This is a genomic window from Zavarzinella sp., from assembly GCA_041399155.1.
Classification (GTDB): Bacteria; Planctomycetota; Planctomycetia; order Gemmatales; family Gemmataceae; genus JAWKTI01.
The window spans coordinates 12,948-28,198 of the sequence record JAWKTI010000006.1 but is presented as its reverse complement, the minus strand read 5'-3'; the positions used below and the strand labels follow the sequence as shown (position 1 = coordinate 28,198).

Genomic DNA, 15,251 nt, shown 5'->3' with positions numbered 1-15,251 from the left:
TGCATCTGACTCGAAAGGGCACGTGTTATAATGCAGCAGCCAACATGAAACAAACTCAAGGTATGGCATGTTATGATGGTAATTGTTTCAGAAGAAGTTGCAGATGTTTTCGAAGTCCAGTTTGTATGAGATGAAAATGCGGATGCCACAGCTTGAAGTAGGAAGAACTTATCGATGGGATGAATTGACTGGGGTGGTACATGATGAGGATTTAGGCCCTCTTTCGATTGGTTTTCCTAAGTCAATTGAATATTGGCCACATGAAGATATTCTGAATTGTCGTCCAGATGAAAAATTTGTATTTGAGTATGCTGAATGGCCGGTTGAACGGCTGAAATCACATATCACAGAAAACAGAGAGCTGTTTATGAGTCATACTTACCACAGGGATCGGATTCAAACAATCAAGAATTTACTCGTGCAAGGAGAGCCTGTTTTCCCGATTTTCGTGCAAAAGAATGACCCAATGAATCGCATAGTTGAAGGGATGCACAGGTCGGTAGCTTTTTATGAGTTAGGTGCAGATTTTATCCCAGTACTTCTTACAAAATACGCTGATTGGTGATGTGCTTTGCAACATAAAAAGCTGGTACCCTTGGTAACGCCCACTCAACAAGATGCCAGCTATTTTTCATTCTTTGGAAGGTTGAGAAAAACCACCAACAAATTAATATTGAATAAATCTGTCAAAATAACTATGTCGTGGTGGCCCAGGGGTAAATTGTTAAAGGAAACCCATCAAGTCGATTTAATGGCTTTCATTGCTCCATGTTGCTATTTGCCAGTGCCTTGCGATCGACCAGAAAATCGCTGAATGGCCGGACGAGGTCGCGAAAGGCTTCCGTAGAAACGTGCATCGTATCCCAGACTTCGGAACGCAGGCTCATCACTGGGGCATAATCTTCCACCGCGACGGCCCGCACCAGATAACGTGCTCCCTTCCAATGCCACAAATCCGGGGTGGGTGCTGGCAAATCAACCATCGGCCCCAGCCAGTACATAAACACGATTAACGCCAGATACTGTTCGCCGAAACTTTCCTGCCAGCGGAGGAGATCGGAAATGTCCCGCCGATTGACCCAGTTGTGCCACGTGTAGCGAGGGGTGCCATTGCAGATATAAGGGAACTTGCGGCCTTTGATATCGATCAGCAGTCGCCCACCTTCGCGGGAATGGACCAGAAAGTCAACGCTTTTGATCCCTTCATCATTCATCAGCGTCCGGCGGGATTCATCCACAGCAATATAAGACAACCGTCTGTCCCGCAGATAGCCTTCGAATGCCGTTTCGTAATGGTTGCCACGATCCATGGAAGCATTATACTCGATTTTTGTTCAATGGAATATAGTGCACATCAGCCAATTTGCACAGGCCAACAGCTTGATGAGTTAAGCTTGAGGCCGATGAGATGTCAGTTTCAGTACCAAAAGCTGGATTCCCGCCTACGCGGGAATGACGGTTGTGGTGGGTTTCAGCTGATTGGGTGTACTTGAAGATTCAGCACTGGATTCCCGCCTTCGCGGGAATGACGTATATGATCGGATAAGATGATCTGATATTTGTACAAATGAGAAACGTTCCACGTGGAACATTTTTGTTATTCGTACGAACATCAGATCAAATTGGCTGGCTGCCAGTCATTTTTTTCCCAGCCCAGGTGTCCTGGTGCATAACCTAACTTAGTGGTAAGGACATCAAATTCATGAAAATTTTGTTAACAAACGACGATGGGGTATACGCACCTGGTCTGCAGGCATTGCGGAAAGAATTGCAGCAGCTAGGTGAAGTGGTGGTTTGTGCTCCTGCGACCGAACAGAGTGCTGCCGGCCATTCCGTAACCCTGCTTTGGCCGCTGATTGTGCAGGAAGTAAAGGACGACCAGGGCCAGCCAATTGGTTGGGCTGTGGAAGGTCGGCCTGCGGATTGCATGAAACTGGCACTGTGCGAATTGCTGAAAGAACCACCTGATCTGGTTGTCAGTGGGATGAATGCCGGTTCGAATGCCGGCATCAATGTGCTTTATTCCGGCACGGTTGCGGCAGCAGTTGAGGCTGCATTTTTTCGGCATACCGCGATTGCGGTTTCCCAGGCATATCTGGATCCGAAAAAAGTCGATTTTCCTCAGGGGGCAAAATACGCACGTCAGGTGGTGGAACAGATTATCGCCCTGAAGCCGGAACAAGGTTCATTGTTCAATGTGAATATTCCCCCACCTGAACTGGGGCCGCCCAAAGGGATTCAGGTGACACCACAAAATTATGCACCGTACCAGGAAAGTTTTGTGCGTAATGTCGACCCACGTGGGCGATTGTATTACTGGCTGGGTGCCGATTATGCCTGTGCCGAGCCCCACCCCGGAACAGATGAGGCGGCACTGAAAGAAGCGTATATCACCGTGACACCGCTGCATTTTGATCTGACGAACTACCAACGATTGCGCGATCTCGCCTCGCACACGTGGGAAACTCCGCAATAGTGGCACAATCCCACTATTGCAACCGATTCCACTTTTCAGCCCAGAATATCTCAAATCGCCAGAATGCCTGTTTTACCAAATTCGACTGGTGTGATACCATAGATAGGTAATGGTGCAGTTCTGCAGACCCAATTACCTGCACCAATACCACGTGGGATCAGGTTTACGGTCATGGTGCAACAACTCCGATTATCGACCCACCTCTGGTGCATGGTGTTGTTGTCATTTTTGGGCTCTTCGCTGCAACTGTTGGCTCAACAACCAGTTACGCCAAAATCCGGTGAAAAGCAACCGGAAGTCACTCCCTCTGCTGATCTGGAACGTGAAAACGAAGAATTGCGGAATCGCCTGCAACAATTGGCTCCATTCGCACCACGTGCGGTGGAAATTGACGCACGTATTGTGAAGGTGGGTCTGGTAGAAATTGTTCGCGGCAAATTAACATATCGTCTGAAGAATCAGCCCAAGTCCCGCCTGATGGTACTTGGCCTGCGGGATCTGGAACCCACCGCGTTGCGGCTGGATGGGAAAGCCCTGCCGGATATGGTGTTTACCAAAGAAGGGTTAACGGTCGATGTGGGGCCACCGGGTGAACATACCGTTGAAGTGGAATTTGAAAGCCAGTTAGCCGCACCCAACCCAGGTGGGGAACAGGTTTTTCGACTGGACCTGCCAGGGGCATTAATTACGTTGCTGCAATTTGACGGTCCGAAAGAGATTTCCAGGCTGCAATTGCAACGCACCATCAAAAAAGCGATTTCCGGCAGCAATAGCTTCACCAAAGAAAGTGAAGAAGTAGATCGAAGCCGTTTTCAGGCAGGTGGGCCAGGAATCCCACTGGGGCAGGTTTATCAACTGGAAGTTCGCTGGATTCGACCCGGAAAACAACAGCCAGAGCCACGTCGGGCAGATGTCAGCAGTCGCGTGACGGTTCAAACGAAGGAAATTCTGCTGGAAACTCGCTATGAACTTTCTGGTTCTGTGCGGGACTGGGTGTTTCGGGCGCCAGCCAACGCCGATGTGGTGGTAGAAAAAGTAGAGCCCGTCCGGTTGACTGCTGTCCGAACGGCGTTGCCCACCCCACAGTTGGTGCGGCCGGAACGTGGCAAAAATGAATGGCGGGCCGAATGGGCCGAGCCACAGGATGCCATTTTGACAGTGAAAGCCACCTACCGCATCAGCAGGTCGAATCAGAAAACTCAACAGATTATCCTCGGTCCGTGGGGCGTGCGACAGGCGATTTCCCTGACAGGCCAATTAGTGGTAGATCATCCTGCCAGTTTGCGAAGTCGGTACAAAGTGCCTGAGGAGATGAAAAAACTCAGCAGCGACAACCCACTTCAGGACCGGTACAGCTTTGCCGAACGAGCTGATAAGCCATTGGAAGAAGGGCTGACGGCCACACTGTGGCTGGATGAAACCCCAGGGAGCTTGTTGTCTGAGTTGGATCATCAGTTTCAGTTTTTTGTGGGTGATGCGTGGAAGTTTTCGTTTGTTGCCACCATTTACCCTCAATATCGCACGGTGGAAAAGGTGGACCTGTTGCTGCCCAACGAATATCAGGTGGAACGGATCAGCCACAATTCCACTGATGCGGAATGGACCACCGCCAAAGCAAGTAATGGCGAAACCGCTTACAGTGTGGCACTGCAGGTACCGGAAGCCCGCAAGTTTACCATCACTATTACTGGAAAGTGGAAAAATCCAAAATCAGAGACCAATCAGTTTGCAGTGGATCGCTTCCCCAGTCTGCGGGAAGGCACCACGATTGAAGAAAAAGTAACACTGGTGCTGCCGGAGTATAAAAAAGCCACCTCCCAGTTACTTGAAAAGGTAGAAGGGGTCGAAAAAAGCCAGCAACTGACGTGCGGCAAAATTGAAAACGGCTTGCGTCGCTACAGTGGTTTTCGCACCCGATCTTCCGCACAACTGGTGGCAACTCTGCGGGATGCGATGGATGATGTTCAGTCCCGAATTCACTATCGAGTGACCCTGCTGGAAAAAAGTGCCCGTGTGGAAGCTGATTTAACGCTGGTGAATAACACCATCGAAACCGGTCGACTGGAACTGCTTCACACAATGGGTGCCACGGGTTTCCGCACCACCAACGGTTCTATGGTTCAGCAGCAGGAAAAGTGGTATCTGTTGCTGGATGGGAATCAGACTGATGCGAATATTACCCTGATTTATGATGTGGAACTGGCTGAAAGCGATTCCCAGCGCATCCCACTGGTGCACCCTACCAATACCATTTCGCGCACGGCTGAAGTGTGGCTGAAAAACTCGCGACAGTCTTCGTATTCACTGGTTTCGGAAGATTGCACGGAACTGCCACCGATAACCCGGCCCGACAGTGGGGAGTTTTTGCCCACCTACACGTTGCTGGTGCCAAACAATGTGCCGGAGATTACTTTTCAGCGGGTCCAGGCCGAATCTGCCACACAGGCAGAAGTGGTGGTAGAAAAAAGCCTGCTCGAAGTGGAACATACTTCTAAAGAGATCAGTTGTCGTAATCGCTTACTGATCAAGTACTTAAGCGAAACAAAGCTCTCATTGCGGATCAATGTTTCTACACAGAATATTCAGTTGTGGTTGAATCAGACTTCCCTGGGCGCATCCAGCAAAGTATTCGACGCGAATACTACCATTGTCGAATTACCACCATTTAAGGCGGGTACCACATTTGTGCTCGAAGCCCGTTATACCTATCCGTTGAATGCCCCACGTCACGAAATTGCCCCGCTGGTGCCACTGAACCCTCATAAAATTCTCATTTCTCGGTGGGTGGTGCACCCACCTGCTGATGGTGCGGTTCTGGTTTATTCCCCAGCCAACCTCGACCTGGGGATTCGGAATCTGAAAGAACCCCTCGGCAGCGGGGTCCATCCTACGATGCTGGATGACTGGTTTACCAATGATGCACCGATCAGAAAACGCCTGATTACCAACCACACTTACCTGTCGGGCACATTTCAGCAACCGATGGAACTGTCGTACGTGGTGGTAAACAAATTCGTGGTGGTCTTTGCCGCACTTGGCATTGTGATGTTTACGGGCATGTTATTGCTGGCGAAACGTCGTAGTGCTTTCATTCTGGGAGTCTGTGTCTGCATTCTGCTGGTGGGCGTCGGCATCGCGTACCCGATTTTTCTGATCCAGTTCATTCAAACCGGATGGATTGGTGTTTTAGGAATCCTGCTGTTACTGTTCAGTAAGCTGTTTCTCAACTGGCGACGGACATACATTCTTCGTCGCCTGAGTGGTTTTCGTGCAGATCGCCCACGGCCACGCGATCATAGTAGTACCAGTGTTCCAATGAGTGGCTCCCGTGCGTAATTCGGCAAAAGGTCAGGGGACAATGCAATCTCAGGTCGCACCATGAATCTGTTGTTGGCTATTCTTGGCTTGCTTTTCCCCACCTTGGAGAAAATACGTAGTTTGCCAATGCAGTTGCCTGTTACGTTTCAAGCCAAATTCCGTGGCGATATTCAACTGCAGAATGAACGATTGACCGCGAAGGGCAGTGTGGAATGGCGGGCAGACAACCTGGCAGGGAATCCCCAGATTGTTGCCTATCCCACGAAGCACCTGTCGCTGTCAAAACTGCGCTGGAGCAACGGTCAGCCAGTGGTCTATGGTGTGGCCTATCCTTCGCAGCAGCAGGCGATCTGGATTCCAGCGGGTGAAAATCTGCAATTTCTGTCCGAATGGCAGACTGCCACGGAAGTGGCCCGGCAGCAGCCCCTGATTGTGGAATTGCCACCGAGTTGTCGGGCACTACTGGAACTGCGGTGCCCTGCTCAGGTCAGTCTGCACCCATTGGAAAATTCCGGTCAGATTGTCAGTGAAATCGTGCAGGATCAATATCGACTGTATCAAATTCGGGCATCTGGCCGGAACCAGTTGATGCTGGGTTGGCAACTGGCCCGTCAGGTGCCCAGCGTAGAAACTTCCATCACCACGTGGGATTACCGAACTCGGAAAGGAACAGTGCAATACACGTGGCAAAGCCTGGAGCCGAAACTCCCACGGCTGGTAATGCCGTACGATCGACAACTGGAAATTACCGATGTTCGTGGGAATCTGCCAATCCAGTGGCTTACCAGAAATGGTGAAAAATCGCGGGTGCTGGTTGTGGAATCGAGCCAGCCCGCCACCCGATTACAATTGACGATTCAAATCAGTGCCCAGAGCGCGACAACCGTGCTGCTGCAGCCAATGATGCACCAGCCGAATCTGTTCTCTCGTTCTGAAATTCTGCTGAAAAATGCCCCACCCCCAGGCGCGGACCTGCAGGTAGTTGATGCGGATACCACCTGGGTCAAAATTGTGGGCAATCGGCTGGCCGATTATCAGTTTCGGAATCCCACCAATCATCGTTTTGGGGTGCAGTTAAGCTGGCCGAAAATCAGAAATCAATGTCAGTTGTTCTCGAATCTCGAAATTTTGCCAGATTCTCTGCAAGTTCGCCTGAAGATGCAGCTCCGCACCGGTACCAGCGAATTACGCCTGAAAATGCCCACCAGCCAGCCGTATCAGCAAGTTCGTTTGCAACAATCGGGCGTGCCTTTGGTCTTTTCGATGCAGCAACACCAGCTTTTTGCCACAATGCCCGATTCTGCACGTGAATTAGAACTTCGCTACACCATTCCGTGGGCGAACAGCAGCAGCTTTCTGCAGCGTTTCGACCATACACTTGCAGAATTGCTGCCACAATTGAATGAAGGGGAATGGCTGGTGACGCAGGACCAATTGCAGGTGGCCAACCTCAGCTCAAACATTCATGCAACGTTGCGGTCGTCTTCCGGGAATCCGGTGGTTATTTCCAATACCGCAAGTAAGTGGGATTTAACGAAAATTGCCGCCAGCCAGTTGCAGGTTCGGCTATTGATCGGTGCGGGAACGCTCCCGCCACTACCGATGCAACAGGTGCGGCAACATCGCTTTCATCCCTACCCAATGGTGCACCGCCTTACCGAATTTCTGGATGATCCAGAGCCGATCGAAGCAAGCGCAGACCAGTTACCTGAACCAACAGACCGCACCGAAGGGCTCATTGCCAATCAACAGTACATTATCACTTCGGCACGTTATGAAATGGCCCTGCATGCGGACCGAGTGGTGGTGCAATTAACGATCAAATTGACTACATTACAGCCCCAGGTGGCGATACCTGCGTTTTTTGCCACCCAGCGACTGATGGGCTACACCATCGATGGTGCGGCGGTCACGGTCAATATGACAGAACCTCCCACGTTGATGATCACCGAGGCGGGAGACCACCTGTTGGTGGGGTCGTTTGAATCTCCTCTGTCCAATCGTGTGGGCACGATCGCACAATGGCAGTTGGAAGTACCCAAAGCGGGTGAAAACACAGTTCTGCTGACCAGCAACACCCCCGAGACGCTACTGGATGCCACCGGATTTTTGCCCACTACTGAGGTTAAGTTAGGCAACAAGCCTGTAGAAATCAGTTTGCCGACAATCACCACTTTTACCGCACAGTGGGGGAATCTGTCGAAACCGAAACAGGATGCGGTAGCAGACATTCTGCATGAGTTTCGTTCACCGGGCGATACCACGATCAGTAAACTGATTGTCCAACCACAGGGAAATCTGCTTCATACATTCACTCTCCGCACCAGTAACGAACTCCTGCTGCAGAATCTGGTCTACGAACCGATCATCCCCAGTATGTTCGACAGTACTTTATCACAGCCGCTGATTACCAGGACCGGGCCGAATGTCTATCTGGTGAAGCTGAGGCAGCCTCTGACAGAACCAACGATTTTTCGTGCCACATGGTGGACGGCGGGGAAAGCGAATCAACGGCAATTACTCCCCAGCCTCACTGTCGACCGAATGCCTACGTCCGAATGGTATGCAATTCCCAAAACCTATCAGCCCACAAATCCGGCGATGTTTGCTGCTGAACCGGGCGATTTGCAGGCACTGTTTCGCTGGCTGGGTGGGAGCCAGCAGGAAGCCATGACCTATTTTCTGGCGAAACAACGATTATCCACCGGTCCGACGATCCAGCCACGCCCACAAGTTCAGCAAGTGACGGTCAAGCAAGTTCAGACAACCATTCAATCATCACGGACTCGTCTGGATGCCTCCATTCAGGCCAGGTGGGAAGCCAGCCAGCCACAAAGTCTCGTGAAGTTGCCAGTAATGCGCGGTTGGACAATCGATTCCGTAGTGGGCAGCGATCTGCAGCAATGGTCGCAGGCGGGAGATCAGCTTTACCTGCAACTACCCACTGCTGCTTTGCTGGGAGACCTGACAATCCGCGCTTCGTTGCCAATACCCGCCACTGGCAATTCGAGCAACAAAATACCCGTTTCATCGGTAATCCTGGGCGATGATCCTGCCCAAGTGAGCGTGCAGGTAACAGCACCGATGGGTGATGAATTCGTCCCACCTGCCAAAGCGAATGCTGACCTGCAATTAACGACACCTTCTCAGGCCGTGGTGAAGGGAGTACTGGCCAAATTCACCACCCTGGCGATCAAAGAATCGAAACTGGTGCTGCCTGCAACGATCCAGTTTCACTGGTTCAACACGTTGAAGAAATATCAGGTAACCTTCACGTTTTCGGCCAAAGATATTCCGAAATTTGCCCACTCCGTGGTGCTTTATCTCCCATTTGCGCACCAGATAGTCGCACCCACAGTGGGCACGGATCTGGTGCCAGGTGGGTTTTATCATTTTCCGGTGGCAGAAATGGGCGATGAATGGAGCGTGCGATTTTTTCTGCCAAAGGGACAGTATCTGGTGCCACGTTTTGTCTGCTGTGCGGATCACTTGCCCCTGGAACTGCACTTCACCTATCAATTCGATCCGCAACTGACTACGAAAGATGTTTACCCACCAGATTCGTGGTCTGCATCGGAATCGTTGCGTGGGGAGGGTGACAATTTAAGGAAAGTCACTGTCGATACGGATTGGTGGTTCCAGTTGCTGGAAATCCCACAGGATGAAGATCTGGTAATACCTAGCAAACCCGAAGCGGAGCCCGCACTAATTCTTGATTTCTACCCCCGACCCTGGTGGCAGCGAATGTGGGAACAGTATGCCCTGCATGTGTGGACGGCAGGAACAATGTTGTTGTTGATGATCTGGCGGAAGCTGATGCTGTAAATTGATGTCGAACTATTTCTTCGGCATGGTATCAAAGACCCGCACATTCGACTTTTTCAAAGTGGCAATTTCTGCCGCACCATCTTTCAGTGGGTTGCCCGCCAGATACACCCGCAAATAGGGTGCGAATCGGCGTTGGCCTTTCATATCGGCATCCACTGCTTTCATCAGTGGTGCAAGGGTGGTAATTTTGTTGTTGTCCATCATCAGAATCCGCAAATCAGTGTAATCGCTGACAAAACTCAGATCTGTCAGCTGATTGTTGCTGATGCGGAGATTTTCCAGTTTTTTCAAACCAACCAGTGCTTTGGCATCGGTCAGTTGATTGTCACCCAACTGCAGTGTCCACAGTTTTTTCAATTCAGCAGCGGGTGCGGGGTCTTTTATTTTGTTCTGGTTCAGGTACAGCGCAGTTAAGGCGGTCATCCCACGGACAGCATCGATCTTTTCAATGGTGTTCCCACTAAGATCAAGGAATTGCAGTTTCGCCAATTTTTCGAGTGGGCTAATATCGCTGATTTTGTTGCGGGCAAAATCAAGCGATTGCAAATTCGTTAAACCAGCAATCGGCTTTAAATCGCTGATGGCGTTGCCAGCCATGCGGATCTGCAGGAGATTAGGGCATTTTTCCAGACCTGTCAGTGTGGTGATTCCCTGACTGTTTGCTTCCAGAACAAACAGGTTACGCAATTTGTCATCGGTCAGGTCGCCTGTGGGCAGTTGAAGCGTTTTGCGGACAACTGCTTCGAGCTTGGCATCCGTAATCGGGCCAGCAGCCTGAGCAATGCTGCCCCAGCAGCCACACAGGAAAACAAAGAGGATCCGTTTCATGATGAGAACTCGCTTGTTGAGAGGGGGCGAACAAGTAATTGCTGCTTGCGTCTGGCGGTTTAACCCACAATGGGTAACGATGTTTTATGCGAAATTACTGGTGCTGGCATCGATATTGGCTGCAGATCCTCACCCGCTACCATGTGTGTGGGCACATCACCATAGAGCGTAAAGGAACTGGCTTCCTTAATTTTCACGGGAACGGTATGCCCAATCAACCGTTCTCCACCATCGAACACCACAATATGATCGGCCATGGATCGACCCATCAACTGGCGAATCGGGCCAGTGCCCTGCTTGCTGGCAAGTTTGCTCGGACCTTCAACCAGGACTTCCACGGTCTGACCGATGCGTGCACGGTGGTCGTCCAGACTGTTCATATTCTGCACGGCCAACAGTTCATTATTCCGGCGTTTCTTCACAATTTCCGGGATATCGTCGGGATACAATTCATCCGCTTTCGTGCCGGTGCGGGTGCTGTATTTGAAGATGAAACTGTTCTTGAAGCGGGCTTCGCGTACCAGGTCGAGCGATTTCTGGAACGATTCTTCACTTTCCCCACAGAAGCCCACAATAAAATCGCTTGAAATAGATACCCCAGGTACTTTCTCGCGACAGCGGTGCAGCATTTCCCGATAGAGTTCTACCGTATACATGCGTTTCATCCGCTTCAGGACCTCGTTGCAGCCTGATTGCACCGGCACGTGCAGGTATTTGCACGCTTTGGGCAATTCCCGCACCGCATCCAGCAGGTCATCGGTCATATCTTTGGGGAAATTGGTGACAAACTTAATCCGCTCCAGGCCGGGGATGTCGTTCATTGCTGTCAGTAAATCACTCAACCGCGTGGTGCGTCCATCCCCATGTTTGAAGCGGTAACTGTTCACGGTCTGGCCCAGCAAGGTGACCTCTTTACAGCCTTCCGCCGCAAGATTGCGACATTCCGACAGAATCGATTCTGGTGTGCGGCTCTGTTCCGGTCCTCGCGTGCTGGGAACCACACAGTAGGTACAGAATTTGTCGCACCCAATCTGAATACGGACATACGCCTGAAAGGGCGTGGGCCGCATGCTGGCATCACGTGGGGGATCGAAACTTTCAAAACTTTCTTCCACCACCGAACGACCTGCATCGGTGCGTCCCAGGCTTAATGCGTACTGTGGCTGACGGGTTTCCTGCACATTGCGAACCAGTTCTGGCACACGGGCCAGTTGCCCCGTACCCACGACCATGTCGACAAAGGGGGCTCGTTCCCGAATATATTCCTGATCTTTCTGTGCCATGCACCCCAGCACACCAATTACTTTATCCGGGTTTTTCTCTTTGTGGGTTCGCAACCGTCCCAGTGCAGAATAAGTTTTGTCTTCTGCGTGCTGCCGCACGGAGCAGGTATTGAACAGTATCACGTCGGCTTCGGTGGGTTCATGGACCAGTTCGTAGCCGTCTCTGCGCAAACTTCCCACCACCAGCTCGCTATCCAGCACGTTCATCTGGCAGCCAACAGTTTCAATAAACAATTTGCGTTTGGTAATGGTATCGCTCATCATTCTTATGTCGGTACGGAACTAATTAGTTATTGTCCGTAAAATCCGCCCCACTTTCTATAGCAAAATTATATTCTTTTCCTCGGGAGAGGTTGACTTCAACTCCGCCCCGGCTTCAGAATTCTACCAATGACATGGACAAATCCCGACCAGAAGGTGAAGAAAAGAACCGAATTTTCCCCCACGTGAATATATATTGCCTTTTGGGGTGTGCGATTGAGCAACTATTTGGCACAAAATGCAGAAATGGTGGAAAAAAGCGTGAAAGAGCGGATAGTTGATTGATCAGGTAATTTCTTAATTCTTCACCTTCTCTGCAAGAGCAAGGGGAAAGCATTTGGCACAAGTTAATACCTCACCCCGGCTTGGAAAGCGACTTCATAGCCCGAAGCGCCAGCGAGGGAATTTCTTCATGACTGGTGTGCTGGCGCTTTGACCGCCAAGACGCAAAGACGCCAAGAAAACAAATTGCGTCTTCATCGCTCAAAGCGCCAGGGAGGGAATTTCTTATTCAAATTGACCGCAAAGCGGCAAAGTCGCGAAGGAGTACTGGAAAACGTCATTCCCGCGAAGGCGGGAATCCATTCTTGCTCACCTTCCCTGCGAGGAAAGGGGGCTGGGGGGTTAGGTTATCTTTGTCCTGCTTCCCATTCCAACTTACAATAACCTCGAAAGCTCAAAAGTAACAGCATCCATGGCACCAATGAAGACCTGCATCAGCCAATGTACCCTCATGAATACCCCCATGCCGGAAGATCTGGCAGCAATTGTTGATGTGGGCTGGCAGGCTGTAGAACTCTGGCTGACCAAGGTGGAACAATATCTGCAGACGCACACCACCGAACAGTTGCAGGGTCTGTGGCAGCAGCACCAGGTAAAGCCTGTGGCCGCATCGTATCAGGGTGGGCTGTTGATCAGTCAGGGCGAACAACGCCAGGCCATGTTCGATCAGTTTCGCCAGCGGCTGGATCTCTGCCAGCTAATTGGCGTGCCATTAATGGTGCTGGCCCCCGATGTTGCCCCACAGTTAGATGAAATCAGCCTGCAACGCATGCTGGTTTCACTGACCCAGGCTGCCCAGTGGGCCAGTGGGTACGGTATCGAGCTGGCAGTTGAATTTCGCACTGGAACGTGCTGCACCAATCTGGAAACAGCCATTGAACTGGTGGAACAGTGCCAGCAGGAAAACCTGGGAATCTGCCTGGACCTTTACCACTTCATCAAAGGACCATCAAAAACCGAAGATCTGGATCGTCTCACCCCACACAATCTGAAACATGTACAATTGTGCGACTCACCATGGCTTCTGCGGGAAATGATGGTCGATTCGGAGCGTGTAATGCCGGGTGATGGCAATCTGCCCATTGCCAGCATCGTCAGCAAATTGCAGGCGATTGGCTACGCCGGGCACTGTTCGCTGGAACTGATGAATCCCACCATTTGGGCGATGAAGCCTACCCAGGTGGCCGAATTGGGTAAAATGGCAATGGACCGCATACTGGAGAGCAAACAGTGAGGCAGATAACCAAACCTGGCATCCTTGGCGTGCTGGCATTATTGCTGGGCACAGTTAGTACTGCGGGTGCGGCACCAGAACCGCCAAAGCTGCTGGTACTGGTGGTATTTGATCAGTTGCGGGGCGATTATGTCGCTCGCTGGTCGAAGCACTACAGCAAAGATGGTTTTGAACGCATCAAGGCCGAAGGTGCCTGGTACGACAACTGCCACTATCCCTACGCGGGCACGTTCACTGGTCCTGGGCATGCTTCGTTAATGACAGGTTGCAGCCCCAACGATCATGGTATCGTGGGGAATTCCTGGTTTGATCGAAAATCGGGCAAAGTAGTGAATTGTGTGACCAGTCCCCGCCACCAGCGGGTACCAGCACCGATTCAGAGAGAGAAGCAGGATCCTGCGAAAGACCCAGCCACGACTGGAACCGCAGAACGACTGATTGCAGAAACTTTCGGCGATGTGCTGAAAAAACATACCCAGGGCAAGGGAAAACTGGTGGGCCTGTCTTTCAAAGACCGTGGGGCCATTTTGCCCGTGGGTGCCAAGGCAGATGCCGCTTATTGGGTGGATAGTAAAGACGGTATGCTGATCACCTCCACTTTTTTCCGTGCAGCGCCCCACGCGTGGGTCAGCAAACTGAATCAATCGCGAATGATTGACCAATGGTTTGGCAAAAACTGGGACTATTTTGTTTCCGACCTTGATTACACTCCTGAAAGTGGGCCGGATGATATTCGATATGAAGGGAAAGGGTCGAAGCAGGGGATTACTTTCCCCCACCCCACAGATGGCGGGCTGAAAAAGCCGGGCAGTGCCTATTACAGTGCGTTGTACAATTCGCCTTACGGCAACGAATTTCTGCTGGGAGTGGCCAAAACGGCGATTGTGGCCGAATCACTTGGGAAAGATGATGTGCCAGACCTCTTAACAATCAGCTTTTCCAGTAACGACAGTGTGGGCCACTGCTGGGGGCCGGATTCCCACGAAGTGATGGATATGACCATCCGCACCGATCGGATTGTGGCCGAATTGCTGAAATATCTGGATGCCACCGTGGGCAAAGGGGAATACCTGCTCTGCCTGAGTGCGGATCATGGTATTTGCCCATTACCTGAAGTGGCAGCCAGCAAAAAACTGGATGCTCAGCGGCTATCGGCGAAACTGGTGCAGACCACCATTCTGAAACATCTGGATAAAACATTTCCCAGCGATGTACCTGCTGGCAAAACCAAGTGGATCAACAGCACTTCCAACGGGTGGGTGTATCTCAACGAAAAAGTGCTGGAAGCCAGAAAACTCGATGCGAAAAAAGTAGCTGCAGAAGTGGCTTTGGCAGCAAGTGCGATCCCAGGTGTGGCCCGCATGATAACAGCCGATCAGATCACCAGTGCGACGGCGGAAAAATTAATGAATGATCCGATATTGGCCCAGATGAAGCTCTCTTATCATCCCGAGCGGTGCGGCGAAGTAACCTTTGTGCTGAAGCCATATTGGTTGTTTGGTGAATTGAACGCCACCGGAACCACCCACGGTGCCCCGTATGAATATGACACCCACGTGCCACTGATGGTGTATGGTAAAGGGGTGCAACACCTGCGTTCTGGCCAGAAAATCGCCCCACAGGCGATTGCCAGTATTTTCGCAGACGCAGTGGGTTGTGCCCCACCTGCGAAGGCAGCGTTTCAAGTGCCCCAGGGGTTGTTTGCAGAGGATCAACCCAAATAGCAATTTCAGGAAGATGC

General features: G+C 51.2%; 10 protein-coding genes. 6 read left to right on the top strand and 4 right to left on the bottom strand.

Annotated elements, in window-relative coordinates; all coding sequences use genetic code 11:
* Nucleotides 1-142: 142 nt before the first annotated feature.
* Complete coding sequence (locus R3B84_22190; GenBank protein MEZ6143286.1) at nt 143-565, top strand: hypothetical protein; 423 nt, start codon at nt 143-145, stop codon at nt 563-565.
* A 193-nt stretch (nt 566-758) separates the two neighbouring features.
* Here the strand turns inward: R3B84_22190 and R3B84_22185 are convergent, their stop codons facing one another.
* A complete protein-coding gene (locus tag R3B84_22185) occupies nt 759-1,310 on the bottom strand; it encodes an HYExAFE family protein (GenBank protein ID MEZ6143285.1) in 552 nt (183 codons plus the stop codon).
* 392 nt (nt 1,311-1,702) lie between these two features.
* On the opposite strand from R3B84_22185, the gene surE reads away from it, so the two are divergent.
* Nucleotides 1,703-2,476: a 5'/3'-nucleotidase SurE gene (gene surE, locus R3B84_22180; GenBank protein MEZ6143284.1), complete on the top strand. Its 774-nt coding sequence runs from the start codon at nt 1,703-1,705 to the stop codon at nt 2,474-2,476.
* A 50-nt stretch (nt 2,477-2,526) separates the two neighbouring features.
* On the opposite strand, the gene R3B84_22175 is transcribed toward surE, so the two are convergent.
* A complete protein-coding gene (locus tag R3B84_22175; GenBank protein ID MEZ6143283.1) occupies nt 2,527-2,649 on the bottom strand; it encodes a hypothetical protein in 123 nt (40 codons plus the stop codon).
* On the opposite strand from R3B84_22175, the gene R3B84_22170 reads away from it, so the two are divergent.
* Both R3B84_22170 and R3B84_22165 read left to right on the top strand, forming a co-directional pair.
* Nucleotides 2,648-5,812, top strand: a complete 3,165-nt coding sequence (locus R3B84_22170; protein MEZ6143282.1) for a hypothetical protein — start codon at nt 2,648-2,650, stop codon at nt 5,810-5,812. The two genes, R3B84_22175 and R3B84_22170, sit on opposite strands and share 2 nt — an antisense overlap.
* A gap of 42 nt (nt 5,813-5,854) precedes the next feature.
* Entirely contained in the window at nt 5,855-9,619 is a 3,765-nt protein-coding gene (locus R3B84_22165; GenBank protein ID MEZ6143281.1) for a hypothetical protein, read from the top strand.
* A gap of 12 nt (nt 9,620-9,631) precedes the next feature.
* On the opposite strand, the gene R3B84_22160 is transcribed toward R3B84_22165, so the two are convergent.
* Nucleotides 9,632-10,450 carry a leucine-rich repeat domain-containing protein gene (locus R3B84_22160; GenBank protein MEZ6143280.1) on the bottom strand — a complete coding sequence of 273 codons (819 nt, stop codon included), beginning with the start codon at nt 10,448-10,450 and terminating at the stop codon, nt 9,632-9,634.
* A gap of 59 nt (nt 10,451-10,509) precedes the next feature.
* Nucleotides 10,510-11,997: a tRNA (N6-isopentenyl adenosine(37)-C2)-methylthiotransferase MiaB gene (gene miaB, locus R3B84_22155; GenBank protein ID MEZ6143279.1), complete on the bottom strand. Its 1,488-nt coding sequence runs from the start codon at nt 11,995-11,997 to the stop codon at nt 10,510-10,512.
* A gap of 691 nt (nt 11,998-12,688) precedes the next feature.
* Between miaB and R3B84_22150 the strand changes: the two genes are divergently transcribed.
* Nucleotides 12,689-13,510, top strand: a complete 822-nt coding sequence (locus R3B84_22150; GenBank protein MEZ6143278.1) for a sugar phosphate isomerase/epimerase family protein — start codon at nt 12,689-12,691, stop codon at nt 13,508-13,510.
* The gene (locus R3B84_22145) at nt 13,507-15,234 is read left to right on the top strand and encodes an alkaline phosphatase family protein (protein ID MEZ6143277.1); all 1,728 of its coding nucleotides are present in this window, start codon (nt 13,507-13,509) and stop codon (nt 15,232-15,234) included. The genes R3B84_22150 and R3B84_22145 overlap by 4 nt, the downstream gene beginning before the upstream one ends.
* Nucleotides 15,235-15,251 lie beyond the last annotated feature (17 nt).

Excerpts from the sequence above, each read along its gene's own strand:
- R3B84_22190 (MEZ6143286.1), top strand. The coding sequence starts at position 143 with ATGCCACAGCTTGAAGTAGGAAGAACTTATCGATGGGATGAATTGACT.
- R3B84_22185 (MEZ6143285.1), bottom strand. The coding sequence starts at position 1,310 with ATGGATCGTGGCAACCATTACGAAACGGCATTCGAAGGCTATCTGCGG.
- R3B84_22165 (MEZ6143281.1), top strand. The coding sequence starts at position 5,855 with ATGAATCTGTTGTTGGCTATTCTTGGCTTGCTTTTCCCCACCTTGGAG.
- surE (MEZ6143284.1), top strand. The coding sequence starts at position 1,703 with ATGAAAATTTTGTTAACAAACGACGATGGGGTATACGCACCTGGTCTG.
- R3B84_22175 (MEZ6143283.1), bottom strand. The coding sequence starts at position 2,649 with ATGACCGTAAACCTGATCCCACGTGGTATTGGTGCAGGTAATTGGGTC.
- miaB (MEZ6143279.1), bottom strand. The coding sequence starts at position 11,997 with ATGATGAGCGATACCATTACCAAACGCAAATTGTTTATTGAAACTGTT.
- R3B84_22150 (MEZ6143278.1), top strand. The coding sequence starts at position 12,689 with ATGGCACCAATGAAGACCTGCATCAGCCAATGTACCCTCATGAATACC.
- R3B84_22170 (MEZ6143282.1), top strand. The coding sequence starts at position 2,648 with ATGGTGCAACAACTCCGATTATCGACCCACCTCTGGTGCATGGTGTTG.
- R3B84_22160 (MEZ6143280.1), bottom strand. The coding sequence starts at position 10,450 with ATGAAACGGATCCTCTTTGTTTTCCTGTGTGGCTGCTGGGGCAGCATT.